Origin of the sequence: Dietzia sp. 111N12-1 (assembly GCF_001658045.1) — a bacterium.
Classification (GTDB): domain Bacteria; phylum Actinomycetota; class Actinomycetes; order Mycobacteriales; family Mycobacteriaceae; genus Dietzia; species Dietzia kunjamensis.
On record NZ_LSSV01000002.1, the window covers coordinates 1 to 25,414 of the forward strand.

The following is a 25,414-nucleotide window of genomic DNA, read 5'->3' on the forward strand; positions in this document are numbered from 1 at the left end:
CGGAGATGCCCACTAGTTCCGTGACCGCAGTGTGAGGACCGCCCCGGCCACCACGACGAGTCCCGCCGCGCCCAGCGCCAGCCACGTGCTGTAGCGCTCGAGCACCGAGCCGCCGACGATCGCCGTCTCCGGCGTGCCCGCCCCGCCGAGGCCGCCGGCCAGGTGTTCGGTCGCATGATCGGTCGAGTCCTGCGGCCCGGCCTCGAGCACGCCCACAGGGTCCGAGTCGCCCGCCGCGTACCCCGCGTCCAGCAACGCGGCCGCCTGCTGCCACGGCGGGCTGGGCACACGCGTGCCGTCGAGCAGCACCACCGCGAGCCGCCGACCGTCCCGCTCGGCCGCCCCGATGAACGTGTGCCGGGCATCGTCGGTGAAACCGGTCTTGCCGCCGATCGCGCCCGGGTAGTTGTGGAGCAGCAGGTTGTCGTTGCCCAGCACGAAGCCGGGGTTGATCAGGACCCCGTCCGCGCCCATCGTCGGGCCGGTGTGCTCCGGTACCGCCGCCGGATCCGGTGGTTCGGTGCCCGGACCAGCGGGGTATCCGGGGAAGCCCGTGGACGGGGTGGCGACGATCTCCGCGAACGCCGGGCGGGCCATCGCGTCCCGGAAGATCAGCGACATGTCGTAGGCCGTGGACATCATGCCCGGGCCGTCGAGGCCGTTCACGGTGGCGACATGCGTACTGCGGGCCCCGAGCGCGACGGCGTGCGCGTTCATCGCGGCGCACGTCTCCTCGATGCCCCCCAGCTGCCGCGCCAGGACCACCGCGGCGTCGTTGCCGGAGGCCATGAGCAGGCCGCGGAGGAGCCGTCCCACGGAGTACTCGCCGCCCGGCCCGATGCCCACGAGGCTGCCCTCGGCCCCCTCGAGGTCCGCGTCGGTGACCTCCACGACCCGGTCGACGTCGAGCGAGTCCAGCGCGACGGAGGCGAGCAGTGTCTTGATCACGCTCGCGGGGCGGTATCGGCCGTGCGGGTCCTTGGCCGCCACGATCTGGCCGGTGTCCAGGTCGGAGACCAGCCACGCGCTGGCGGTGACGTCGCGTGGCACCTCGAATCCGTCGGGCGCCACGACCTCGCAGCCGGCGAGCCCGTCACCGCCCGGAGGGGTGTCGGGCACCGGGGGAGGGGTCGGGGACGTCTGCCCGGGGAGCGGGACCTCGGACTCGTCGACGGGAGCGGGCGGTGTGGTGCGGTACGGGCACCCGGTGATGTCGCGCGGGGTGTCGAAGTACGACGGCGACGTGGTCGACGGCAGCACGGCGGCCGGCGGCGGCTCCGTCAGCGGAACGGCGGGGGCCGGCTCCACGGCTGTCACGGGTGCCGCTGCCGCGAGCGGTGCCAGTGCGACGAGGGCTGCGGTCACGAGGCCGGCGGCTCGCTGGACGGGCCGTCGTCGGGTGCTGGTCACGGAGGTCGAGTCTACGTCCGGTCGACGTCGCCTCGGGTCGGACCCGCTGGCCTGGGTCTGACCCGCGCTCGCCCCGCAGCCGCTCCCCGGGGTGGCGTCTCGCACCCGCTCCGGGGCATGCGAGACGCCATCTCGGCGTGCGGCTGTGGCCCGGGCGTGCGGCTGTGGCCCCGGGCGTGCGGCTGGGGTCGCAGCGGGCAGGCGCGTGTGCGGATGCCGGGGGCGGCGGGGAGGGTCGGGGCCACGAGGGAAGGAAACGGCGGAGGGGCCGCACTCTCCGTCTGTGGAGAATGCGGCCCCGGCCGGTGCTGCGAGGCGACGTCGGAACGACGCGCGCCGGCGTGGTGGCTACCCGGTGATCAGCGCGCGAACAGCAGCGCGCGCTTGACCTCCGTGATCGCCTTGGTCACCTGGATTCCACGCGGGCACGCGTCGGTGCAGTTGAAGGTGGTGCGGCAACGCCACACCCCCTCGGCGTCGTTGAGGATCTCCAGCCGATCGGCGGCGCCCTCGTCACGCGAGTCGAAGATGAACCGGTGCGCGTTGACGATCGCCGCCGGCCCGAAGTACGACCCGTCGGCCCAGAACACCGGGCAGGAACTCGTGCAGCAGGCGCAGAGGATGCACTTGGTGGTGTCGTCGAAGCGGGCCCGGTCCGTCTGCGACTGGATGCGCTCGGCGGTCGGCTGGTTGCCGGAGGTGATGAGGTAGGGCATCACGTCGCGGTACGACTTGAAGAACGGCTCCATGTCGACGTACAGGTCCTTCTCCACCGGCAGCCCGCGCAGTGGGGCGATGGTGATGGTGACGGGCTTGCCGTCCTTCGGGAGCATGTCCTTCATCAGAACCTTGCACGCCAGGCGGTTCACACCGTTGACCTGCATGGCGTCCGAGCCGCAGACGCCGTGCGCGCACGATCGACGGAACGCCAGCGATCCGTCGATGTAGTTCTTGACGTACGTCAGCAGGTTGAGCAGACGGTCGGACGGCAGCGCCGGGACCTCGTACTCCTTCCAGCCGGCCGAGTCCGGATCCTCCGGGTTGAACCGGGCGATCTTCAGCGTGACCATGGTCGAGCCGGGCGGCACGGGACGGTTGGCGCCGGGGTCCTTGCCGTCGTTGGCCTTGGTGGTGTCGACTGCGGTGCTCATCAGTACTTACGCTCCATCGGCTCGTAGCGGGTCTGCACAACCGGCTTCCAATCCAGCCGGATGTCGGAGAGCAGGTCGAGACCGCCCTCCTTGAACGCCATCGTGTGTTTCATGTACGTGGCGTCGTCGCGGTCCGGGAAGTCCTCGCGGGAGTGACCGCCGCGGGACTCCTTGCGGTTGAGGGCACAGACGACCGTGACCTCCGCCAGCTCCAGCAGGAAGCCCAGTTCGACGGCCTCCAGGAGCTCGGTGTTGAAGCGCTTGCCCTTGTCCGAGACGGTGACGTCGGCGTAGCGGGCCTTGAGGGCGCGGAGCTCGTCACGGGCCTCGGTGAGCGACTGCTCGGTGCGGAAGACCGACGCCTTGTCGTCCATCATGGCCTGCATCTCGCTGCGGATGTCCGCGGCGTTCTCGCTGCCGTGCGGGGCGAGCATGCGCTCCATCCAGTCACGGACCATCTGCTCGGGCTCGGCGGGCAGCTCGACGAAGTCATGGCCCGCGGCGTACTCGGCGGCGGCGATGCCGGCGCGGCGGCCGAACACGTTGATGTCCAGCAGCGAGTTGGTGCCCAGACGGTTGGAGCCGTGGACGGACACGCAGGCGCACTCGCCCGCGGCGTAGAGGCCGGGGACGACGTCCTCGGAGTTGCGCAGCACCTCGCCCTGCACGTTGGTCGGGATACCGCCCATGACGTAGTGGCAGGTGGGGAAGACCGGCACGAGCTCGGTCACCGGGTCCACACCGAGGTAGGTGCGCGAGAACTCGGTGATGTCGGGCAGCTTCTCCTCCAGCACGTCGGCGCCGAGGTGGGTCACGTCGATGTAGACGTAGTCCTTCTCGGGGCCGGCGCCGCGGCCCTCGCGGACCTCCAGGACCATCGAGCGGGCGACGATGTCACGCGGGGCGAGGTCCTTGATGGTGGGGGCGTAGCGCTCCATGAAGCGCTCACCGTCCGCGTTGCGCAGGATGCCGCCCTCACCGCGGACGGCCTCGGAGATGAGGATGCCCAGGCCGGCGAGGCCGGTCGGGTGGAACTGGTGGAACTCCATGTCCTCCAGCGGAAGGCCCTTGCGGAAGACCACGGCCATGCCGTCACCGGTGAGGGTGTGGGCGTTGGACGTGGTCTTGTACATGCGGCCCGAGCCGCCCGTGGCGAAGACCGTGGCCTTGGAGTGGAAGACGTGCAGGTCGCCGGAGGCGAGCTCGTAGGCGACGCAGCCGGTGGCGACGGGGCCCTCGGGGGTCTCGGTGAGGCACAGGTCCAGGACGTAGAACTCGTTGAAGAACTCGACGTTGTGCTTGACGCAGTTCTGGTAGAGCGTCTGCAGGATCATGTGACCGGTGCGGTCGGCCGCGTAGCAGGCGCGACGTACGGGAGCCTTGCCGTGGTCACGGGTGTGGCCGCCGAAGCGCCGCTGGTCGATCTTGCCCTCGGGCGTGCGGTTGAACGGCAGGCCCATGTTCTCCAGGTCGATGACGGCGGTGATGGCCTCCTTGGCCATGATCTCCGCGGCGTCCTGGTCGACGAGGTAGTCGCCACCCTTGACCGTGTCGAACGTGTGCCACTCCCAGTTGTCCTCCTCGACGTTCGCGAGGGCGGCGCACATGCCGCCCTGGGCGGCGCCGGTGTGGGAGCGGGTGGGGTAGAGCTTGGTGAGGACGGCGGTGCGGGTACGCGGGCCCGACTCGATGGCCGCGCGCATACCCGCGCCGCCGGCGCCGACGATCACGACGTCGTACTGATGCTGGTGGACCTGACGATCGGTCATGGGTTACTCAGTGCTCGCTTTCGGAGAAGTGAAGTCCGCAGACGAAGACGGCCGCGGTCAGAGGTCGTAGGCGAGGCCGAAGATGGCGTAGGTGCCCAGGACCAGGACGAGGCCGGTGGCGACGAACAGGATCGAGTTGAGCCAGAACCGGGTCGAGTCCTTGCGGGAGTAGTCCGCGATGACGGTGCGGACACCGTTGCCGCCGTGGAGCATGGCCAGCCAGAGCATGAGGAGGTCCCACACGGCCCAGAACGGGCTCTGCCAGCGGTCCGCCACGTACGCCCAGTCGATGCGTTGGACGCCCTCGTCGATCATCAGACCGACGGTGAGGTGACCGATCGTGAGGATGACCAGCGCGACGCCCGAGTAGCGCATGAAGATCCACGCCGAGCGTTCGAAGTTGCCGCGCGAGCGCAGGCGGGGCGAGCGCGGCTGCGCCAGGGAGGCCGGCCGGTCGTAGGACGTCTGGAGAACAGGTGCGTCTGCCATGGTGATCGTTCCCCTTTAGAGGTGCTGGAAGAGAAGGAAGAGGAGGCGGGCGGTGGCCGCGGCGAACACCACGACCCAGATCGCCAGGACGGCCCACAGCATCTGGCGCTGGTACTTGGCGCCCTTCGACCAGAAGTCGATGAGGACGATCCGGAGACCGTTGAGCGCGTGGAAGAGCACGAGCGCGACCAGACCGATCTCCATGAGGCCGACGATCGGGGTCTTGTACGTGTCGATGACCGCGTTGTAACTCTCCGGGCTCACCGTGACGAGCGCGGTGTCGAGCACGTGGACGAAGAGGAAGAAGAAGATCGCGACGCCCGAGATGCGGTGCGCGACCCAGGACCACATCCCCGGGTCACCCTTGTAGAGGTTGAGCTTCTTTGTGGGGGCCGGACGCGCCGGCGCCTGCGCAGTACTCATGGGCTTGTCGTGCCTCCGAATCGTCTGGGCCTGATGCCATCGGCGCGCGTTCCGGCCCGAGAGCACAGCGGGCGCCTACTAGGACTTTAGACCTGAGATCTGACTAGGCGAAAGCAGGGTGGGTACCGTGGACCGAGCGGGTTCTCCCAGTTAGGGAAGCCTAAAAGATGTTACCGAGGGGTAAGCCAGGTGTCCCAGGACGAAACCGCAGCACAACACAACGCGATCGTCGCCGGCCTCACCGACGCCGCCCTCGCCGCCGCACGGGGTGCCTACCGTCCGTACTCCGGGCTGGGGGTGGGGGCCGCCGCGCTGGCCGTTGGCCCGGACGTGGACCCGCCCGCCGGCGACCCCGACGGGCGGGTACGGATGGTCGTCGGGTGCAACGTCGAGAACGCCTCCTACGGCCTGACCCTGTGCGCCGAGTGCTCGCTCGTCTCCGACCTCTACCGCACCGGCGGCGGGAGGCTGCTCGAGCTCGTCGTCGTCTCCCACACCGGGGACCCCCTCGCGCCGTGCGGACGCTGCCGACAACTCCTGCACGAACACGGCGGCCCCGGGCTGGTGGTCCACACCGCGCGCGGCGCGGTGCGCCTCGCCGAGCTCCTCCCGGACGCCTTCGGACCGGGGGACCTGCGGTGAGTGGATCTGGTGTGAGCGCGCGACACGACGCCGTGCGGATCATCGAGGCGAAGAGGGACGGGCGGGAGCTCGACGACGACGAGATCGACTGGATCGTCGACGGGTTCACCCGCGGGGTCGTCGCGCCCGAGCAGATGTCCGCGCTCGCGATGGCGATCTACTTCCGTGGGATGACCGAGCGGGAGATCTCCCGGTGGACCACGGCGATGGTGGGCTCCGGAACCCGGATGGACCTGTCCGGCCTGACCCGCGGCGGCAGGGTGGTGCCCACCGTCGACAAGCACTCCACCGGCGGCGTGGGCGACGCGATCACCCTCGTCCTGACACCGCTGTTGGCGACGTGGGACGTGGCGGTGCCACAACTGTCGGGCCGGGGGCTCGGCCACACCGGCGGCACGCTCGACAAACTCGAGTCGATCCCCGGGTGGCGCGCGGACCTCGACGCCGACGAGATGCGGGCCGTCCTGACGCGGACCGGGGCCGTGATCTGCGCCGCCGGGGCGGACCTCGCCCCCGCCGACCGGGCCCTCTACGCGCTGCGGGACGTCACCGGCACCGTCCCGTCCATCCCGATGATCGCGGCGTCCATCATGAGCAAGAAGATCGCCGAGGGCACCGGTGCGCTGGTGCTGGACGTGAAGTTCGGTTCCGGCGCGTTCCTGGCCGACCCCGCCGACGCCGCCGAGTTGGCGCGGGTGATGGTCGGGATCGGCGCCGCCGCCGGTGTGCGGACCAGCGCCCTGGTGACCGCCAACCACACGCCCCTCGGTCGCGCCGTGGGCAACGCGCTCGAGGTGGCCGAGGCGCGCGAGATCCTCGCCGGCGGGGGGCCTGCCGACATGGTCGACCTGACCTGCGCGCTGGCGCTCGAGGCGCTCGCCGCGGTGGGGATCCCGGACGCCGACCCGCGTGCCCGGCTGGCGGACGGGCGGGCCATGGACTCCTACCGGGCGATGATCTCCGCGCAGGGCGGGGACCCGGACGCGGTCCTACCGCGGGCGGCGCACGTCGAGGAGGTGCGGGCCCCGGCGTCGGGTCCGATCAGGTGGGACGCGCTCGGGGTCGGTCGCGCGTCGTGGTTGTCCGGGGCGGGGCGTACCCGCCCAGGCGAGGCGGTCGACCCGGGCGCGGGCGTGATGCTGCACCGCGTCGAGGGCGAACACGTCCGCGTCGGCGAGGTGGTGGCCACCGTCCACGCGGGCGACACCGCACGGTTGCCGGTCGCACTCGACGAGGTGGCGGCCGCGTTCGGGACGGGCCCGGATCGCGGTCCTGCCGGCGTGGTGACCGAGCGACTGCGCGGCTGGTGACCGTCCGGGAACGGACGCCGGGGGCGACGCACCCCCGGATCAGGCGAGGTCGGGCGTGGTGACGAGCTTCTCGACGTCGTCGACCAGGTCACGCCACTCGGACGCCTCGTCGTCGTAGGGTGCGGTCGGCTCGAGCAGCTTGGCGTCGTCGGGGTTGAGGACGTAGTGCAGGTAGCGCCGTAGCGCCGACCCGCGCCCGGTCACCGACGCCTCGAGTTCGGCGTCGCCGACGTAGTTGGCCAGGTCGGTGACGAACTCGACCGCCAGGCCGAGCTGGTCGGAGTCCACCATCTCCGGCCCGACCTCGATGTCGCGGTCGAGCCCGGCCAGGACGTACACGTTGTCGTCTGTGACGTGCACGTCCAGGCTGCCGTCGGTCGCGGCGATCTTGACGCGCTCGTAGGTGGCCACCCGGCTCAGGGTGTCGTCGTCGTTGTCGGCGAGGTAGCGGGACAGGCCGCGCGCACTGGTGAAGACGTACGCCTGGTCACCGTCGCCGAGGAACACCGGCCGGTCACCCAGGTAGCAGCGCAGACTCAGGTACTCCTGGTCGGCGAACACGATCCTGACGGGGTCGATCCCCACGCTCTCCCAGAGCGAGCCCTCCGGGTACCCGGTCGGGGCGGGCTCGGGCTCCGGCTCCGGCTCGGGGAGCGCGGCCTCGGCGGTCTCCAGGTCGTGGCGCGCACGCTCGACCTCGGCGCGGTCGATCTCCGGGGTGGTCATGACGTCCTGGATGGCGTCGAGGACGTCGTCCCAGCCCTTGGCGACCGTCTTGCGGATGGATTTCCACAGCTTGAGCCCGTCGCGGCCGTAGAACTCGTCCATGCCGTGCGTGACGGACGCGAGCACCGGGTTGCCGTTGAAGAACTTGGTGACGGTGTCCAGTTCGCACACCTCGCCGATCGAGCGGGCGATCGCGAAGGACTGATCGATCTCGTCGACCGACGACTCGGTCGGATCGTCCCCGAGGAGCTCGAGGACGCCGACGAGGTCGTAGCAGTTCTCCTCGGCGGCGCGGAAGGCGAGCACGTCCGATCCGGCGAACTCCTCCCACGAGGGGTGGTCCTGCAGATCGTGCTCCGCGCCGCTGCGGACCAGGGCGAGGAGTTCGGCCGTCGAGTCGAAGGCGTAGAGGTCCTCGTCCAGCCCGAGGAACGCCTCCCAGTCGTCGTTGTCCTCCCGCCAGCTGGGTGCCCAGAGGGTCGTGACGTCTCCCTCCGGGAGACCGAGCTCGATCGGGACGATGTCCTTGGCCATGCCGGTCAGCATATCCACGGCTAGTCAGGCGGTGCCACGGCCCGCCGGGGCGGGGTCGGTGTGATGACGGGCGGCGTCCTCGGCTGCCCGCCTCCGACCGCTCACGGCGAGGGCCACCGAGCCCGAGACCAGCTCCGCGCGACGGGTGTTGGCCTGCTCCACGGCAGCCGACGTGGCCTCGAGGATCGACGCCGCGACCACCTCGGACCCGTGCCTGCGCAACCCGGGCGCCAGCACGAGGTCCACCACGCTCCCGCCGGAGTCCGCGGTCGCGGTGGCGAGTCGGTCCCGGCTGGTCGTCGAGATGCGCAGGGTCTCCAGCTGGTCGTGTGCCGACTCCCACTCGGTCGCGATCCCGCGCAGACGATCGAGGAACGCCTCGACGTCCAGTCCTCCGGCGCTCACCTGACAGACCCGCCCGGCTCGTCGTCCGGGTCCCTCTCGTCCCAGTCCCTCTCGTCCCAGTCGTCGGCGGCGAGGCGTTCCAGCAGATCGCGGGCGTCGCCCGCGGCCGCGGTGAGGCTGCGCAGGACCGCGCGCGCCACCTCCGCGGGCGGGCGGTCGAGGAGGGCCTCCGGAAGGGCCAGGCCCACCGGGACGCCGTCGGTGCCGACCTCGGCGACCACCCCGGTAATCGGGTCGGTGTGCCGACAGCTGTCGGGTGCCATCAGCCGGTCGGACGGTAGAAGCCGTGGAACGACATGCCGATATTGTCGGTGCGGAGCCCGGACACCGCTACAGGGTCCCCGGCCTCCACGATCTGACCGTTGCCGATGTACATGGCGACGTGGCCGTCCCACACGAGCAGATCACCGGGCAGGACGTCCTGCGGGGACACCTGGACACCCACGCCCTGTTCCTGGGCCAGGCGGGGGATCTCCACACCGGCGTCCCCGTACGCCCACTGCGTCAGGCCACTGCAGTCCAGCCCCTGGCCGGGAGAGGTGCCGCCCCACACGTACGGCACACCCTGCTGACTGAGCGCGTTGCGGACAGCGCCGGCGGCCTGCTCGTTGGGGGCGGTGACGACCGAGCCGTCGGGCAGGGTCACCTCGGTTCCGCCGCCGATCACCCCGGACCCGGCGTCACCGAACCCCGCCGTCCCGGGCACGAACCCGGACCCGGCGGCGGACTCCGCCGCGACACCCGACGAGCCACTGTCGAACGAACCGCCGTCAAACGAGCCGCCGCCCGCGCCGTCCGCGCCGCCGCCCGCAGCCAAGACCGCGCCGCCCGCGCCGCCGCCCGCAGCGAAGACCGCGTCCGGACCGGACTCGGTGTAGGCGACCATGGTGGCGTCGATCGCGCCGCCGGTGCCGGAACCGGCCCCGACCGTGCCCGGCATGCGGGGGGCCGGGGGGATACCGGCGGCGATGGCCCGCATCTCCGCGGTCGGCACCCTCAGCTCGGTCTGGACCCGCTCGGCCACCTGGATCCCACGCGCGAGATGCTCGGCGGCCAGCCCGAGGAGGCCGGCCTGTCCCGGCGGGGTGAGGAGGGCCGGCCCCATGGCGGCCGCACGGGCGAGGAACTGCTGCACGATCCCTATCACCTCGACAGTCCCCCGGACCACGATCTCAGCGGCCACGGCGGTGACCCGCGCGATCTCCGCGGCGGACTCGCCGAGCGCGCCCATCGTCCGGCCGACCTCGGCGATCGAGTGCGCGGCCCCCAGGGAGGCCAGGGAGTCCCACGACTCCGACAGCAGACGTTCCAGCGGCGGGCCGAGTTGCTGCGCGGCCTCGAGTCCGTCACTGACCGGCCGCATGATGTCCTGCGCCTCGGCGGGGACGAACTCCTCCGCGGACAGCAGATCGAGGATCTGTTTGATGGGGCCGGCGTAGGCCAGCGCGTCGGCGATCACCGGATCACACCCACTTCCCGGTGAGATCGGCGCCGGCGGCACCGGCGGCACCGGCGGCGCCGATCGCCGCAGCGCCGGCGGCGTCGGACTCGTCGAAGAGCCTGGCCGTCTCCAACACGAGCTCCCCGGCGGCGTCGGTGACCCGCGTGAGCCCGGCCAACACCTCGCGGTGCCGCGCGGTCGCCGCCATGAGCGCGGACATGAAGTCGGCGCCCACGGGCCCGACCACGGGCGTCACCGCCTCGATCGGCAGCCCGTCCACCGCCTCGAGCGCACCCCCCAGCGTGTCGGCCAGGGTGGTCAGCCCCGTTCCCAGTTCGCGTAAACCGTCGACATGGACGTCGATCGCCCCGTCCGTCATGTCCTGCGTCCCCTCGTCGTTCTCTCTCGTCCCGTCACAGGGTTCGACGCGTCGAGAAGTCGATCCGGTTCCAGCCGGTCCGGGATTTCCTCCGTATGGAATCCTGACGGGCATGGACATCACCGTCGTGGATCACCCGCTGGTCGGGGACCGGCTCCGTACGCTGCGCGACTCCGCCACCGACACGGCCGGGTTCCGCGCCGCGATGGACGCCCTCGGCACCATGCTCTGCTACGAGGCCTTCCGGTCGGTACCGACCACCGAGGTCACCGTGAGCACCCCGATCACGGACACGACCGCGGTCGCGGTGGACGGCGTGCCGCTCGTGGTGCCGGTGCTGCGGGCGGGCCTGGGCCTGTTGGATCCGGCCACTCGTCTGATGCCGGGCGCGCAGGTCGGGTTCATCGGCCTCGCGCGCGACGAGGAGAGCCACCAGCCGGTGTCGTACCTGTGCTCGCTGCCCGAGGACCTGGCCGGACGTCACGTCGTGGTCCTGGACCCGATGCTCGCGACGGGCGGATCGCTGGTGTCGACGCTGGAGACGCTCGCGGTGCGCGGCGCGACCGGGGTCACCGTGGTGTGCGTCCTGTGTGCGCCGGAGGGGATCGAGGCGGTGCGCGCCTCCGGGCTGGCCGCGACCCTGGTCACCGCGACGATCGACGAGCGCCTCGACGAGAACGCCTTCATCGTCCCCGGCCTCGGCGACGCGGGCGACCGCCTCTTCGGCCCCCGCTAACCGGCAACCGCCAACCGCCCACCGGCGAGCGCTGAGCGCTAGCCGCCCACCGCGCCTGCGACCGCATCACCGAGCCGCGCGAGCCGGCGTGCGGCGTCGCGGCGGTCCGACGCGGAGGGCCCGGGCGGGGTCCACGCCTCGACGTACGTCTTGAGCAGCGGCTCCGTGCCCGAGGGCCGCACCACCGCGCGCGCACCATCCGAGTCCACGCGGATGCCGGCGGTCCCCTCCAGCGGTCGGACCTCGCCGACGGTGGTGAGAAGCCCGGCCGCCCGCCTCAGCGCCGCCGCCGGGTCCGCGTCGTCCGCCAGGGGCAGCGACACGTTGCGCCGGAGGTGCGCCCCGAACTCCGTGGCCAATGCGTCGAGTCGCGCGCCGACCGTCGGTCCGCCTGATCCGACCATCGCGCACCACACCGCGGCCGCCGAGACCCCGTCCTTGTCGGCCACGACGTCCGGCAGGACACAGTGCCCGATGGCCTCCTCGTAGGCGTACCGCAGCGGCTCGCCGGCCCGCACGAGCCACTTGAACCCGGTCAGCGTCTCCACGTGCCGACCGCCGCGCGCCGGGACCAGCAGCGACGGCACCCGCGAGGAGACGATCGTCGACGCGACGACCGGCACACCGAGCTCGTCGCCCGCGGCCGACCCCGGAAGCGGCGCGCGCAGCAGATGGTCGGCGAGCACCGCGCCCGTCTCGTCGCCGTCGAGCATCCGCCACCGCCCGTCCGGGTCGGCGAACCCCACGGCGCACCGGTCGGCGTCCGGGTCGAGCGCGATCGCGACGTCGGCGTCGATCCGCGCCGCCAACTCCAGCAGCCGCGCGGTCGTCCCGGGCCGTTCGGGGTTCGGGGAGGCGACGGTGGGGAAGTCCGGGTCCGGGTCCGCCTGCTCGGCCACCAGCGTCACGTCGAGCACGCCGATCCCGGCCAGGACGCGGCGGCAGAGATCGCCTCCGACCCCGTGGACGGGGGTCAGTGCCACGCGGGGCGGCCGGGCGGGCCGTGGCAGGGCCGTGACGACGGAGGCCACGTAGTCGTCGACGAGCACGGGGTCCACCCGCACCGATCCGGGTACGGCCGTGGGGACGGCGACCCCCTCCCGCACCGCGGCGTGCAGGTGCCGCTCGATCCGGGAGTCGGTCGGCGGCACGATCTGCGCGCCGCCGCGTCCGTAGACCTTGATGCCGTTGTCGCTCACGGGGTTGTGGGAGGCGGTCACGACGAGCCCGGCCACCGCGCCGCGCGCGCGGACCGCCGCGGCCACCACCGGGGTGGGGACGGGCGCGCCGGGGACGACGACGACGAGGTCGTGCGCCGCCAACACCGCAGCCACCACGTCGACGAATCGGGCCGACCCGTGCCGGGCGTCCCCGCCCACGATGACCGTCGACCCGGCTGGTTCATGTTCCCGCAGGTACCGGGCGACGGCGGTGGCCACGAGGGTGACCGTCTCGTCGTTCATCCGGCCGGGCCCCGGCCCCAGGGGAGCGCGGACGCCCGCGGTGCCGAAGGTCAGCGGTGCGGGATCGGGAACGGGCGCGGTCACGGGTGTGCCCCTCAGCAGCGGGCGACGGCGGGGACGAGGGCGCGCAGGGCCCCGGTGAGGCGGGCGGATCCGGCGGCTCCGGCGGCGAGCACCTCCGAATGGTCCAGCGGCTGCCCGGTGACGCCGGCGGCGAGGTTGGTCACGAGCGACACCGCGACCACGTCGAGGCCCAGCCCGCGGGCGGTGATGGTCTCGGGCACCGTCGACATGCCCACGAGGTCGGCGCCGAGGGTGCGGAGCATGTTGATCTCGGCCGGGGTCTCGTACTGGGGGCCGGGCATGGCGGCGTAGACGCCCTCGGAGGGGCGGCCCACGTCCACCGCGGCCATCGCGTCGGCGGCCGCCGCGCGCAGGCGTGGGGAGTAGGCGTCGACCATGTCCACGAACAGCGGCCCGGTGAGCGGCGAGCGAGCGGTGAGGTTGAGGTGGTCGCGGATGAGGACGAGGTCACCGACGGCGAGGTCGTCCCGCAGCCCGCCGGCGGCGTTGGTGAGCACGAGCGCCCGCGCTCCGGCGGCGGCCGCGACGTGGGCGGGGTGCACGACGGGTCCGGTACCCCGGCCCTCGTAGAGGTGGGTGCGCCCGGCCACGGACAGCAGCGGCACCCCGTCGACCAGGCAACTGGTGACGGTCCCGCGGTGCCCGGCGACCGCGGGGGTGGCGAACCCGGGGAGGTCGGCGGGGGCGATGGTCACGGCGGAGCCCGGGTCGGCGAGTCCGGTCACGACCTCGGACCAGCCCGACCCCAGGACCAGGGCCACGTCGTGGTGCCCGCGGCCACTCAGGTCGGCGATCCGGGCGGCGGCCGCGCGGGCCTCGTCGGTGGGCGTCAGCAGGGGCGCCATCCGCGTCAGGCGCCGGGGCCGACGTTGCGCGACGGGCGGGTGCGCAATTCGTGCACGTACTTCTCGGGGGCCCCCGCGCACTCGGCGGCGTCCGCGAGCAGGCCGAGGTAGCGCGCGGACGGCAGACCTCCCTCGAAGGCGTCCATCACGTACAGCCATGCGAGCACGGTGTCGTCGGTGCCGGCCGGGGCGATGTCCACGGCGAACTCGGACTCCTGCGCGTCGACCGGGGGACCGTCGGGCACGGTGGGCCGGCGCGTGATGCGGACCCGGATCTTGCGGGCGGGCATCCGGTCCGTGCCCTCCCAGCGGTCGAGGGCGCGGACGTCCTCGTCGGGGACGTCGTAGAGCACCACGAACACCCTGGAGTCCGGGTCCTCGACGACGGTGGCGACGGCACCCTCCCACGTGGGGTCGTCCCCGGCGAAGGTCAGGCGCCAGCCCTCGAGCCAACCCGTCCCCGCGAAGGGCGAGTGCGGCGCGCGGGTGTTCATCTGATCGGGATACATGTTCGTCCCGTACGCGGCGTAGAGAGGCACGCCCACAACCCTAGCCCCTTCGGCGGTGGCGGCCAGATGTCCCGGCGTCCCCGATCGTGGCGTTCGACTACCGTGTACGGCGGACGTGACGCGATCCGCCACAGCGGGCTGCGGCGCCCGGCCCTTACCCCTGTGAGCCGTGGAGGACATGTGACGCAACGCATCATCATCATCGGCGGCGGCCCCGCCGGCTACGAGGCCGCGCTGGTCGCGGCCCAGTACGGTGCGGACGTCACGATCGTCGACTCCGACGGCATCGGCGGCAACTGTGTCCTGAGTGACTGCGTGCCGTCCAAGACGTTCATCGCCACCACCGGCGTGCGCACGGACATGCGCCGGGCCGAGGAGATGGGCGTCCAGGCGCACTTCGATCCCACCGCCTACAAGCTGGGTCAGGTCAACGGCCGGGTCAAGTCCCTGGCGCGCGCCCAGTCCGCGGACATCCGGTCGCAACTCCAGCGCGAGGGCGTGCGGCTGCTGTCCGGACGGGCCCGTCTGCACGACTCCCAGCCCGGCATGGCCTCCCACCGGGTGGCCGTGACGTTCGATGACGGCCAGGAGAAGATCTTCGACGCCGACGTGGTCCTGGTGGCCACCGGGTCCAGCCCCCGCGTGATCTCGGGCGCGGAGCCCGACGGCGAGCGGATCCTCAACTGGCGTCAACTCTACGACCTCACCGTGCTCCCGACGCACCTCGTGGTGGTGGGATCGGGTGTGACCGGTGCCGAGTTCGTCTCGGCGTTCACGGAGATGGGTGTCAAGGTCACCATGGTCTCCAGCCGCGACCGTGTGCTGCCGCACGAGGACGCCGACGCCGCCCTGGTGCTGGAGGAGGCGCTCAGTGAGCGGGGCGTCTCGCTGGTCAAGCACGCGCGCGCCGACGCGGTCGAGCACTTCCAGGACGGAATCATCGTCCGCCTCGGGGACGGTCGCACGGTCAAGGGGTCCCACGCCCTCATCTGCGTCGGTTCCGTGCCCAACACCGAGGGCCTCGGACTGGAGAGCGCCGGTGTCGAGTTGCAGCGCAGCGGCCACATCAAGGTCGACCGCGTCTCGCGTACCACCGCGCCGGGCATCTACGCCGGCGGCGACTGCACCGACTTGTTCCCGCTCGCCTCCGTGGCCGCCATGCAGGGGCGCATCGCGATGTACCACGCGCTGGGCGAGGGCGTCAGCCCCATCAAGCTCAAGACCGTGGCCTCGGCGGTGTTCACCCGGCCGGAGATCGCCACCGTCGGCATCTCGCACGCGCAGATCGAGAGCGGCGAGGTGCCGGCGCGCGTGGAGGTCATGCCGCTGGCAGGCAACCCCCGGGCCAAGATGCGCAGCCTGCGCCGCGGGTTCGTCAAGCTCTTCTGTCGCCCGGCGTCGGGCGTGGTGGTCGGCGGCGTGGTCGTCGCCCCCACCGCCTCCGAGCTCATCCTGCCGATCTCGGTGGCGGTGCGGAACCAGCTCACGGTGGGCGATCTCGCGGGCTCGTTCTCGGTCTACCCGTCGATGACGGGCACGATCACCGAGGCGGCGCGCCAGCTCATGCGCCACGACGACCTCGACTGACAGGCATCCGGCGCCCCGGCATCCGGTGCGATGGAGACGATGTCGCGTGCCCTGCGCACTGTCCGGAAGGGCCGTTCAGGTTAGGCTAAGCTCCGTCGACGTCGACGACACGGCGTCGGGAACCGCTAAGGAGCCACAATGAAGCTGCGTCGTGTTGCAGCCCTGGCCGCCGCCGGATCCCTCGTACTCGGGCTGGCGGCCTGCACCTCGGACTCCGACGAATCGGATGCACTGGTGCTCTACTCCGGTCGCAGCGAGAGCCTCGTGGCCCCGCTGATCGAGCAGATCTCGGACTCCACCGGGGTGGACATCGAGGTGCGGTACGCCTCCACCCCGGAGATGGCGGCGCAGATCGCGGAGGAGGGGGAGGCCAGCCCCGCGGACGTGTTCTTCTCACAGGACGCCGGGGCCCTCGGTGCCCTCGACAACGCGGGCCTGCTGCAGCAGTTCGACGAGTCCGTGACCGAGGCCGTCCCCGCGGAATACCGCGCGGCGGACGGCACCTGGGTCGCGACCAGCCTGCGGGCGCGCGTCCTGATCTACGACTCCCGGACACTGGACGAGGCCGAGGTGCCCGACACCATCGACGCGGTCCTGGCCCCCGAGTGGAAGGGGCGCGTGGGCTACGCGCCCACCAACGCGTCGTTCCAGTCCTTCGTCACGGCGCTGCGGGTGGACCGGGGCGACGAGGCCGCCGAGCAGTGGCTGCGGGACTTCCTCGCCAACGACCCGCAGACCTTCGAGAACAACAACGCGCTCCTGCAGGCCGTCGACGCGGGCACCGTCGAACTCGGTCTGACCAACCACTACTACTGGTACAACTCGGCCGCGGAGAAGGGTGCGGAGAACATGCGCGCCCGCGTGAAGTACATGGCGCAGGGCGATCCGGGTGCGCTGGTCAACGTGGCGGGCGTCGCGATCCTCGCCTCCACGGACCGCCCCGACGACGCCCGCCGCGTCGTCGAGGCGTTCCTGGCCGAGCCGGCCCAGACATATTTCGTCGAGGAGACAAGCGAGTACCCCGTGGTCCCGGGGATCGCCACGGACGCGGCCGGCCTCCCTCCGCTGGACACGCTCGGCGGCCCGGACATCGACCTCGGTCAGCTGGACGGTCTCGAGCAGACGCAGGCCATGCTCGCCCGCGTCGGCATGATCTGACGGACCGGACATCGACCTGCTGACGCGACTGCGCGGCGGCCGGCCCCTCCTCGGGGCGGCCGCCGTGCTGGCGTGTGCGGCGACGCTCATCCCGCTGGTCTACCTGGTCATCCGGGCTGGCGAACGGGGCCCGGCGTCCGCCGCCGAGGTGCTCGGCTCCGGTCGGACGCTGACCCTCCTCGGCAACACCGTCGTGCTGGTCGTGTTGGTCACCACCGCCAGCGTGATCGTCGGGGTGGGGATGGCGTGGCTCGTGGTCCGCACCGACCTACCGGGGGCCCCGGTCATCGGTGCGCTCCTGTGCGTTCCGCTGGCCACACCGTCGTATGTCCTCGGCTACCTCTGGGTGGCCGACTTCCCGGAGGTCCTCGGGTTGCCGGGGGCCGTCGCGGTGCTCACCATCTCCTGCTACCCGTACGTGTTCCTCCCCGCCTCCGCCGCCCTCCGGCGGGTGGACCCGGGGCTCGAGGAGGTCGCGCGCACCCTCGGGCACGGCACCACCCGCGCCGTGTTCGGGGTGACCTTCCGACAGATCCGACCGGCGGTCGCCGCGGGCGGACTCCTGGTGGCGCTGTACACGCTGTCCGACTTCGGGGCGGTCGCGATGCTCCGCTACGAGGCGTTCACACTGGGCATCTACCACTCCTACCGGGCGGCGTTCGACCGTGTCCCGGCGGCTGTCCTGGCGTGCGTCCTCATCGTGTTGGCCCTGGTCGTGATGGTCGGGGAGCGGCGGGCCCGACGCGGCGAGGTCGCGAGGGTCGGCGCCGGGGTGGACTCGGCGCCCACCCGGCTACCGCTGGGTCGCCTGAAGGGGCTCGCCCTCGTCGTCGTCGCCGTCATCCTCGCGGGCGGGGTGTTCGGCCCGCTCGCCGGCCTCGCCCGGTGGGTGCGCGCCGCGGCGAGCGTGGACGTCTCGTGGGCGCCGGTGTTCCAGGCCGCCGGCACCACCGCCGGGGTCTCGGCCGTGGCGGCGCTGGCCACCATCGTCCTGGCGCTGCCGATCGGGATCCTCGCGGCGCGCTCGGACGGGATCGTCGCGCGGTCCACCGAGACCATCGCCCAGGTCGGTTTCGCGCTCCCGGGCATCACGGTGGGCCTCGCGGTGGTGTTCGTGGGGATCCGGCTGGTGCCGGGGCTCTACCAGCAGACACCGATGCTGGTGTTCGCCTATGTGGTGCTGTTCCTGCCGCTCGCAGTGGGAGTGGTGCGCTCCTCGGTCAGCGCCATCCCGGTGAGCCTTGAGGACGTCTCGGCCGGCCTGGGCTCCGGGCGTCTGCGCACGTTCGCCCGGGTGGTCGCGCCACTGGCGATGCCGGGGATCCTCGCGGGCGCGAGCCTCGTGTTCCTCAGCGTGGCCAAGGAACTGCCCGCCACGTTGTTGTTGCGGCCCACGGGCACGGAGACCCTCGCCACCGCGATGTGGTCGCACACCGAGGTGGCGGCCTACTCGCAGGCGGCCCCCTACGCCGCCATGTTGGTCGTCGTGGCCGCCATCCCCGCGTTCGTGCTGAGTAGGTCGTTCGGCTGGGGCGCGGGCGGCCGACGCGACCCGGGCACGGCGACCGCGGCCTCGGGCCGGGCGAACGAGACCGAACGGAGCGCGACATGACCTGGAAGCCCAGCCCCGGCGGGGTACTCGAACTCGACTCCGTCTCGGGCGGCTACGACGGCTCCCCGGTCGTCCGTGGCGTCTCCCTCCGGGTGGAGGCGGGAGAATCGGTGGCGGTCCTGGGCGCCTCCGGATCGGGGAAGACCACGATGCTGCGCATGATCGCGGGCCTGCACCCGGTGTCGTCCGGCCGGATCCTGCTGGACGGCCGCCGCATCGACCGGCTCAGTGCCCAGCGGCGCGGGATCGGGCTGGTCCCCCAGCAGGGCGCGCTGTTCCCCCACCTGGACGTGGCGCACAACGTGGGGTTCGGCCTGGTGCCGCCTGGCCCCCTGGCGAGGTGGCGCGGCCGCGCCGAGCGTGCCGAGCGGGTCCGCGAGGTGCTCGACCTGGTCAGGCTGGCGGACCGGGCGGGTGACCGGCCGTCGCAGCTGTCGGGCGGTCAGCAGCAGCGGGTGGCGCTCGCGCGGGCACTCGCCCCCGGCGCCGGGCTGATCCTGCTCGACGAGCCCTTCAGCGCGCTCGACGCGGCCCTGCGCGGAGCGGTGAGAGCGGAGGTCGCGGCGTTGCTCGCCGAGGCCGGGGCCACCTCCATCCTCGTCACGCACGACCGTTCCGAGGCGATGGCGACGGCTGACCGCGTCGCGGTCCTCATCGACGGCGAGCTCGCCCAGGTCGACACCCCCGAGCGGCTCTATCACCATCCGGTCAGCCGCGGGGTCGCCGACCTCTCCGGCGAGACCGTCGCCCTGCCGGCCACGGCGACCGGCGCGACCGCGGAGACGGTTCTCGGCACCGTGCCGCTGGACTCGCCCGCCGAGGGACGGGGGACCGTCCTGTGGCGCCCCGAGAGCCTGGAGGTGCGCGGTGTCGGGGCCGCCGGGCACGAGGTCGGGTACGACGACGGGTACGACGACGGGTACGACGACGAGGAGATCCGGGGTCACGCCGTGTGCACCGCCGTCGAGTTCGGGGGTGCCCGGACCCTGGTGCGGATGCGATTCGACGGCACCGACCAGATCTGCGCCGTGCCGGTACCCACGGGTCAGCGCGTCGGGACGGGCTCCCGACTGGCCGTGCGTCCGCTGCGGCCGGCGGTCTTCCACGCCGTCTGACACCCCGTCGACCGCACCTGTCGACCGCGCCCGCCGATCGCACCCGCCGACCGAGCGCGCCCATCGCACCGGTCGCCGTCGGGTCAGCCCTCGACGTCCGCCCAGCCCAGCGTCCGCTCGACCGCGTCGTCCCACCGGCGGATCAACCGCTGACGTTCCTCCTCGGGCATCTGCGGCGTCCAGCGGCAGTCCTCCCTCCACAGCTCACGGAGCCGGTCGGGGGAGTCCCACTGACCCACCGCCAGCCCGGCGGCGAACGCGGCACCCAGTGCGGTGGTCTCGGTGACCTCCGGCCGGATCACGTCCACCCCGAGGATGTCGGCCTGGAACTGCATGAGGAAGTCGTTGACCACCATCCCACCGTCCACCCGCAGCGAATCGGCGGACTCCCCGGCGTCGGCGACCATCGCGGCGGCCATCTCGCGACTCTGGAAGGCCGTCGCCTCGAGCGCGGCCCGCGCCAGGTGCGCCCGGGTGTGGAAGCGGGTCAGGCCCACCATCACGCCGCGGGCGTCCGGCCGCCACCGTGGGGCGAGCAGCCCGGAGAACGCCGGCACCAGGTAGCAGTCGCCGTTGTCCTCCAATGACGTCGCGAGGTCCTCGGTCTCGTCGGCGGTGGAGATCACCCCGAGGTTGTCGCGCAGCCACTGCACCAGCGACCCGGCAACCGCCACCGAGCCCTCCAGGGCGTACACGGGATCCGCATCGCCCAGTTGGTAGCACACGGTGGTGAGCAGACCGTTCTCGCTGAACTGCGGCGTCGTGCCCGTGTTGAGCAGCAGGAACGCGCCCGTGCCGTAGGTGTTCTTGGCCTCGCCCGGCTCGAAGCAGGTCTGCCCGAACATCGCGGCCTGCTGATCGCCGAGGATCCCGGCGATGGGCGTGCCGCCGAACATCCGCCGTGTCGTCACGTGCCCCAGCACGCCGGAGGAGGGGACGATCCGCGGCAGCATCGCCCGGGGGACGCCGACCTCACGGCACAGCTCGTCACCCCACTCCAGGGACCGCAGATCCATGAGCAGGGTCCGCGACGCGTTGGTGACATCCGTGACGTGGAGTGCCGCCTCGCCGTCGTCGCCACCCCGGCGCCCACCTGTGAGGTTCCACACCAACCACGAGTCGATGGTCCCCGCCAGCAGTTCCCCGGCCTCGGCCCGCTCGGTCCCGCGTTCGCCCCGCTCGTCCAGGTGCTCGAGGATCCACCGGATCTTGGGGCCGGCGAAGTACGTCGACAGGGGCAGGCCGGTGGCGGCGCGGAACCGGTCGTCGCCGTCCGGGTGGGCCTCGGACAACCGTGCGCAGATGCCGGAGGTGCGGGTGTCCTGCCACACGATCGCGTTGTAGACCGGATCGCCGGTCTCCCGGTCCCACACCACCACCGTCTCGCGCTGGTTGGTGATGCCGATGGCGGTCACCGCCGCCGGTTCGAGGTCCACGCTGCTCGCGACCTGGGCCATGGCGGCGCGGACGTTCTGCCAGATCTCCAGCGGGTCGTGCTCGACCCAGCCCGCCCTCGGCAGGATCTGCCGGTGCTCGACCTGCGCCGTCGCCGCGGGCACCGGCATGCCCCGGTCGTCGAAGAGGATCGCCCGTGTCGAGGTGGTGCCCTGGTCGATCGCGAGGATGTAGGAGCTGCGAGTCACACGGCCAAGACTACGTCCGCGTTCGCGTGGACACGTCCGCCTCGCGCGTAGAGTCGTCGGCGACGGGCCGGAACCCGCGCACGGCCCCGGAGGGAGCGCCCATGCCCACGACCAGGTCCCGATCGGTCCTCGGCCCCGACCGCCGCGCCGAGGCCTGGCGCAGATTGTCGGAGGACACCTTCGACATCGTGATCGTGGGCGGGGGTGTGGTGGGCACCGGCAGCGCGCTCGACGCGGCCACCAGGGGGCTGAACGTGGCGCTCGTCGAGGCCCGCGACTTCGCCGCCGGCACGTCCTCCCGCAGCTCGAAGATGTTCCACGGTGGGTTGCGTTACCTCGAACAGCTCGACTTCGGCCTGGTCGCCGAGGCCCTCCATGAGCGCGAACTCAGCATGACGCGCCTGGCCCCGCACCTGGTCACGCCGCTGAAGTTCCTCTTCCCGCTCACCCGTCGGTTCTGGGAACGCCCCTACATGGCCGCAGGATTCGTGCTCTACGACCTGATGGGCGGCTCCAAGAGCGTCCCGCCGCAGAAGCACTACAGCCGCGCGGGAGCGCGCCGGGTGGCCCCGGGGCTGCGCGAGGACGCCGTCGTGGGCGGGATCCGTTACTGGGACACCCTCGTCGACGACGCCCGCCACACTCTCACCCTGGCGCGCACCGCCGCTCACCACGGGGCGGTCGTGGCCAACTCCACCCAGGTGATCGGCTACCTGCGGGACGGCGACCGGGTCACCGGCGTGCGGGTGCGTGACGCCGAGACCGGTCGCGAGACCGACGTCCGGGCCGGGGCCGTGCTCAACGCCGCCGGGGTGTGGACCGACCAGCTGCAGAAGATGCTCGGCGAGGAGGGCGGCTTCACCGTGCGGGCGTCCAAGGGCGTGCACATCGTGGTGGACCGCGACAAGGTGGACTCCGAGGCCGCGCTCATCCTGCGCACCGAGAAGTCCGTGCTGTTCGTCATCCCGTGGGGCGAGTACTGGATCATCGGCACCACCGACACCGACTGGCAGCTCGACCTCGCCCACCCGGCGGCCACCGGCGCGGACATCGACTACATCCTCGGCCACGTCAACTCGGTGCTCACCACCCCGATCCGGCGCGAGGACGTCCGCGGCGTGTACGCCGGCCTGCGCCCGCTGCTCTCCGGCGGCGCCGACTCCACCGCCAAGCTCTCCCGCGAACACGCCGTGATGACCGTGGCCCCCGGCGCGGTGGTCGTGGCGGGCGGCAAGTACACGACCTACCGCGTGATGGCCGCCGACGCGGTGGACGCCGCCGTGGCGGAACTGGGGGAGCGGGCCGCCGAGGTGCCGCCGTCGACGACCGACCGGATCCCGCTGCTGGGCGCCGACGGCTACCCCGGGATGGTCAACCGCGCCGACCGGATCGCCGACCAGTACGAGATCCGCGACGACCAGATGCAGCATCTCCTCGGGCGGTACGGGACGCTCGCCGAGTACGTCCTCGAGCTCGCCGCCGACAGGCCCGACCTCCTCGATCCCGTCCGGGGAGCCGAGCGCTACCTGCGCGTGGAGATCGTGCACGCCGCCCTCGCGGAGGCCGCCCTGCACCTCGAGGACGTCCTCGTGCGACGCACCCGGATCTCCATGGAGTACCAGCACGGTGGCGTCGACTGCGCCCGCGAGGTCGCCGAGTTGATGGCGGGCGTTCTCGGCTGGGACGACGACCGCATCGCCAGGGAGGTGGAGCTGTTCGAGCGGCGGGTCGCCGCCGAAGAAGCGAGCCAGGTGGCGGAGTCCGACGACGAGGCGGACGGATTCCTCCGGCGTGTGCCCGAGGTCCGGGAGTTCCTCGCGGACGCGACCTTCGATCCCGCCAGCGCCCAGCCCGTGGTCGACAGCTCGACCGGCTGACCCGGCCCCGTACGGGCGGGCCGGCCGGGTGGCCCGGCCGCGGTTGGAGTGGCCCGGCCGCGTCCGCGCAGGCCGGCCGGGTGGCCCGCCCGCGGGTGGAGTGGCCCGGCCGCGTCCGGACTCCCTGACGACGAATCCGCCCCTCGCATCTCGACTCGCTCCCGGGGGCCGGGGCGGAGATCGAGATCCGAGGGGCGGATTCGAGTTCGACGCAGATGCGCCAGGGATTCGGCACGTGGTGGGCGCGAGAACGCCCACTACGTCACGAGGTCACTTGATCTCGCAGAGGACCGTTCCCTGGGTGACGGCGGCACCGGCGTCGACGGCGAGGTCGGTGATGACGCCGTCCTTGTGCGCGGTGACCGGGTTCTCCATCTTCATGGCCTCGAGCACGGCCACCAGGTCGCCGGCGGAGACCTCCTGGCCCTCCTCCACGGCGACCTTCACGACGGTGCCCTGCATCGGGGCCGACACGGCGTCACCGGACGCGGCCGCACCTGCGGCGCCGCCACGGGTGCGGGACTTGGCCTTGCGGCGGACGGTCCCGCCGGCATGGGAGCCGCCGAAGGCCAGGTCACCGGGCAGGGAGACCTCGACGCGACGTCCGTCCACCTCGACGACGACCTTCTTGCGCTCGACGGGCTCGTCGTCGTCGGCCGGCGCACCGGTGGGCGACCACGGCTCGATCGGGTTGTCCCACTCCTCCTCGATCCACTTGGTGTAGATGTCGAAGCTCTTGCCGTCACCGACGTATGCCGGGTTGGTGACGATGTGCTGGTGGAACGGCAGGACCGTGGCCATGCCCTCGATCTTGTACTCGGCCAGGGCGCGGGCCGAGCGGGCGAGTGCCTGGTCGCGGTCCTCGCCCCACACGATCAGCTTGGCGAGCATGGAGTCGAACTGGCCGCCGATGGTGTCACCCTGCTCGACGCCCGAGTCCATGCGCACTCCGGGGCCGGTGGGCTCGTGGTAACCGGTGATGGTGCCGGGGGCGGGCAGGAAGCCGCGACCCGCGTCCTCGCCGTTGATGCGGAACTCGAAGGCGTGGCCACGCGGGGCGGGGTCCTCGGTGAACTCGAGCACCTCGCCCTCGGCGATCTTGAACTGCTGCAGGACGAGGTCGATGCCCGCGGTCTCCTCGGTGACCGGGTGCTCCACCTGGAGGCGGGTGTTGACCTCGAGGAAGGAGATCGTGTCGCCCTGGACCATGTACTCGACGGTGCCGGCGCCGTAGTAGCCGGCCTCCTTGCAGATGGCCTTGGCGGAGTCGTGGATCCGCTTGCGCTGGTCATCGGTGAGGAACGGCGCGGGGGCCTCCTCGACGAGCTTCTGGAAGCGGCGCTGCAGGGTGCAGTCGCGGGTGCCGGCGACGATGACGTTGCCGTGCTGGTCGGCGAGGACCTGGGCCTCGACGTGGCGGGCCTTGTCGAGGTACTGCTCGACGAAGCACTCGCCGCGGCCGAACGCGGCGACGGCCTCACGGGTGGCCGACTCGAAGAGCTCGGCGACCTCCTCCATCCTGTGGGCGACCTTCATGCCGCGACCGCCACCACCGAAGGCGGCCTTGATCGCGATGGGCAGGCCGTACTGCTCGGCGAACTTCACGACCTCGTCGGCTCCCGCGACGGGGTCCTTGGTACCGGCGGCCATCGGGGCGTTGGCCCGCTCGGCGATGTGGCGGGCGGTGACCTTGTCGCCGAGGTCCCGGATGGCCTGCGGCGGGGGGCCGATCCAGATCAGGCCGGCGTCGATGACGGCCTGCGCGAAGTCGGCGTTCTCGGAGAGGAAGCCGTAGCCGGGGTGGATGGCGTCGGCGCCGGACTTGGCGGCGGCGTCGAGGATCTTGTCGAAGACCAGGTACGACTCCGCGGAGGTGGTTCCTCCGAGAGCGAAGGCCTCGTCGGCCAGCTTGACGAACAGTGCGTCGGCGTCGGGCTCGGCGTATACGGCCACGCTGGCCAGGCCCGCGTCCTTCGCCGCACGGATCACACGGACGGCGATCTCGCCGCGGTTGGCGACGAGGACCTTGGTGATGTGAGAGCTGGCATGACTGGGCACTCAGGGCCTCCTGGAGGTAAACGTCTCTACTGTCGATCGGCCGTGGGG

23 protein-coding genes are annotated in these 25,414 nt (G+C 72.1%); 8 read left to right on the plus strand and 15 right to left on the minus strand.

Annotated features, from left to right (window positions below; genetic code table 11):
* Nucleotides 1-12: 12 nt before the first annotated feature.
* The 5 genes from AYO52_RS01380 to sdhC form a co-directional block, all read right to left on the minus strand.
* Complete coding sequence (locus AYO52_RS01380) at nucleotides 13-1,410, minus strand: D-alanyl-D-alanine carboxypeptidase family protein (RefSeq protein ID WP_067712163.1); 1,398 nt, start codon at nucleotides 1,408-1,410, stop codon at nucleotides 13-15.
* 359 nt (nucleotides 1,411-1,769) lie between these two features.
* Nucleotides 1,770-2,561: a succinate dehydrogenase iron-sulfur subunit gene (locus tag AYO52_RS01385; protein WP_067712166.1), complete on the minus strand. Its 792-nt coding sequence runs from the start codon at nucleotides 2,559-2,561 to the stop codon at nucleotides 1,770-1,772.
* Entirely contained in the window at nucleotides 2,561-4,330 is a 1,770-nt protein-coding gene (gene sdhA, locus AYO52_RS01390; RefSeq protein WP_067712170.1) for a succinate dehydrogenase flavoprotein subunit, read from the minus strand. Before sdhA ends, AYO52_RS01385 begins: the two co-directional genes overlap by 1 nt.
* Nucleotides 4,331-4,387: 57 nt before the next feature.
* Nucleotides 4,388-4,819 (minus strand): succinate dehydrogenase hydrophobic membrane anchor subunit, encoded by a 432-nt coding sequence (locus AYO52_RS01395; protein WP_067712174.1) that lies wholly within the window; start codon nucleotides 4,817-4,819, stop codon nucleotides 4,388-4,390.
* Nucleotides 4,820-4,834: 15 nt separating this feature from the next.
* Nucleotides 4,835-5,242 carry a succinate dehydrogenase, cytochrome b556 subunit gene (sdhC, locus tag AYO52_RS01400; protein ID WP_082923680.1) on the minus strand — a complete coding sequence of 136 codons (408 nt, stop codon included), beginning with the start codon at nucleotides 5,240-5,242 and terminating at the stop codon, nucleotides 4,835-4,837.
* 189 nt (nucleotides 5,243-5,431) lie between these two features.
* On the opposite strand from sdhC, the gene AYO52_RS01405 reads away from it, so the two are divergent.
* Nucleotides 5,432-5,884, plus strand: a complete 453-nt coding sequence (locus AYO52_RS01405; protein WP_067712178.1) for a cytidine deaminase — start codon at nucleotides 5,432-5,434, stop codon at nucleotides 5,882-5,884.
* 11 nt (nucleotides 5,885-5,895) lie between these two features.
* The gene (locus tag AYO52_RS01410) at nucleotides 5,896-7,194 is read left to right on the plus strand and encodes a thymidine phosphorylase (RefSeq protein WP_082923681.1); all 1,299 of its coding nucleotides are present in this window, start codon (nucleotides 5,896-5,898) and stop codon (nucleotides 7,192-7,194) included.
* 39 nt (nucleotides 7,195-7,233) lie between these two features.
* Here the strand turns inward: AYO52_RS01410 and AYO52_RS01415 are convergent, their stop codons facing one another.
* The 5 genes from AYO52_RS01415 to AYO52_RS01435 are packed head-to-tail and all read right to left on the minus strand — an operon-like array spanning nucleotide 7,234 to nucleotide 10,679.
* A complete protein-coding gene (locus AYO52_RS01415) occupies nucleotides 7,234-8,454 on the minus strand; it encodes a primosomal protein (protein ID WP_182640371.1) in 1,221 nt (406 codons plus the stop codon).
* Between the two features lie 24 nt (nucleotides 8,455-8,478).
* Entirely contained in the window at nucleotides 8,479-8,859 is a 381-nt protein-coding gene (locus tag AYO52_RS01420) for a YbaB/EbfC family nucleoid-associated protein (protein WP_067712187.1), read from the minus strand.
* Nucleotides 8,856-9,122, minus strand: a complete 267-nt coding sequence (locus AYO52_RS01425) for a hypothetical protein (RefSeq protein ID WP_067712190.1) — start codon at nucleotides 9,120-9,122, stop codon at nucleotides 8,856-8,858. Before AYO52_RS01425 ends, AYO52_RS01420 begins: the two co-directional genes overlap by 4 nt.
* Nucleotides 9,122-10,318 (minus strand): C40 family peptidase, encoded by a 1,197-nt coding sequence (locus AYO52_RS01430; protein ID WP_067712193.1) that lies wholly within the window; start codon nucleotides 10,316-10,318, stop codon nucleotides 9,122-9,124. Before AYO52_RS01430 ends, AYO52_RS01425 begins: the two co-directional genes overlap by 1 nt.
* 4 nt (nucleotides 10,319-10,322) lie before the next feature.
* Nucleotides 10,323-10,679 (minus strand): type VII secretion target, encoded by a 357-nt coding sequence (locus AYO52_RS01435; RefSeq protein ID WP_067712196.1) that lies wholly within the window; start codon nucleotides 10,677-10,679, stop codon nucleotides 10,323-10,325.
* A gap of 112 nt (nucleotides 10,680-10,791) precedes the next feature.
* Between AYO52_RS01435 and upp the strand changes: the two genes are divergently transcribed.
* Nucleotides 10,792-11,415 (plus strand): uracil phosphoribosyltransferase, encoded by a 624-nt coding sequence (upp, locus tag AYO52_RS01440; protein ID WP_067712199.1) that lies wholly within the window; start codon nucleotides 10,792-10,794, stop codon nucleotides 11,413-11,415.
* A gap of 38 nt (nucleotides 11,416-11,453) precedes the next feature.
* Here the strand turns inward: upp and AYO52_RS01445 are convergent, their stop codons facing one another.
* Genes AYO52_RS01445 through AYO52_RS01455 form a run of 3 tightly spaced genes read right to left on the minus strand, consistent with a single transcriptional unit; the run spans nucleotide 11,454 to nucleotide 14,346 of the window.
* Nucleotides 11,454-12,962 carry a phosphomannomutase gene (locus tag AYO52_RS01445; RefSeq protein ID WP_067712201.1) on the minus strand — a complete coding sequence of 503 codons (1,509 nt, stop codon included), beginning with the start codon at nucleotides 12,960-12,962 and terminating at the stop codon, nucleotides 11,454-11,456.
* Nucleotides 12,963-12,973: 11 nt separating this feature from the next.
* Entirely contained in the window at nucleotides 12,974-13,807 is an 834-nt protein-coding gene (locus tag AYO52_RS01450) for a purine-nucleoside phosphorylase (protein WP_067712204.1), read from the minus strand.
* A 5-nt stretch (nucleotides 13,808-13,812) separates the two neighbouring features.
* Complete coding sequence (locus AYO52_RS01455) at nucleotides 13,813-14,346, minus strand: gamma-glutamylcyclotransferase family protein (RefSeq protein WP_067712430.1); 534 nt, start codon at nucleotides 14,344-14,346, stop codon at nucleotides 13,813-13,815.
* 150 nt (nucleotides 14,347-14,496) lie between these two features.
* Between AYO52_RS01455 and AYO52_RS01460 the strand changes: the two genes are divergently transcribed.
* The 4 genes from AYO52_RS01460 (at nucleotide 14,497) to AYO52_RS01475 (ending at nucleotide 19,788) form a co-directional block, all read left to right on the plus strand.
* Nucleotides 14,497-15,903 (plus strand): NAD(P)H-quinone dehydrogenase, encoded by a 1,407-nt coding sequence (locus AYO52_RS01460; protein WP_067712206.1) that lies wholly within the window; start codon nucleotides 14,497-14,499, stop codon nucleotides 15,901-15,903.
* A gap of 138 nt (nucleotides 15,904-16,041) precedes the next feature.
* The gene (locus AYO52_RS01465; RefSeq protein WP_067712209.1) at nucleotides 16,042-17,061 is read left to right on the plus strand and encodes an iron ABC transporter substrate-binding protein; all 1,020 of its coding nucleotides are present in this window, start codon (nucleotides 16,042-16,044) and stop codon (nucleotides 17,059-17,061) included.
* A 64-nt stretch (nucleotides 17,062-17,125) separates the two neighbouring features.
* Nucleotides 17,126-18,673, plus strand: a complete 1,548-nt coding sequence (locus AYO52_RS01470) for an ABC transporter permease (protein ID WP_371517096.1) — start codon at nucleotides 17,126-17,128, stop codon at nucleotides 18,671-18,673.
* Nucleotides 18,670-19,788, plus strand: coding sequence for an ABC transporter ATP-binding protein (locus tag AYO52_RS01475; protein WP_067712212.1), 1,119 nt, complete (start codon nucleotides 18,670-18,672; stop codon nucleotides 19,786-19,788). The genes AYO52_RS01470 and AYO52_RS01475 overlap by 4 nt, the downstream gene beginning before the upstream one ends.
* A gap of 83 nt (nucleotides 19,789-19,871) precedes the next feature.
* Here the strand turns inward: AYO52_RS01475 and glpK are convergent, their stop codons facing one another.
* Nucleotides 19,872-21,431 (minus strand): glycerol kinase GlpK, encoded by a 1,560-nt coding sequence (glpK, locus tag AYO52_RS01480; protein ID WP_067712215.1) that lies wholly within the window; start codon nucleotides 21,429-21,431, stop codon nucleotides 19,872-19,874.
* Nucleotides 21,432-21,532: 101 nt separating this feature from the next.
* Between glpK and AYO52_RS01485 the strand changes: the two genes are divergently transcribed.
* Nucleotides 21,533-23,308 carry a glycerol-3-phosphate dehydrogenase/oxidase gene (locus AYO52_RS01485; RefSeq protein WP_067712218.1) on the plus strand — a complete coding sequence of 592 codons (1,776 nt, stop codon included), beginning with the start codon at nucleotides 21,533-21,535 and terminating at the stop codon, nucleotides 23,306-23,308.
* A 270-nt stretch (nucleotides 23,309-23,578) separates the two neighbouring features.
* Here the strand turns inward: AYO52_RS01485 and AYO52_RS01490 are convergent, their stop codons facing one another.
* A complete protein-coding gene (locus AYO52_RS01490) occupies nucleotides 23,579-25,366 on the minus strand; it encodes an acetyl/propionyl/methylcrotonyl-CoA carboxylase subunit alpha (RefSeq protein WP_067712221.1) in 1,788 nt (595 codons plus the stop codon).
* Nucleotides 25,367-25,414: the final 48 nt, after the last annotated feature.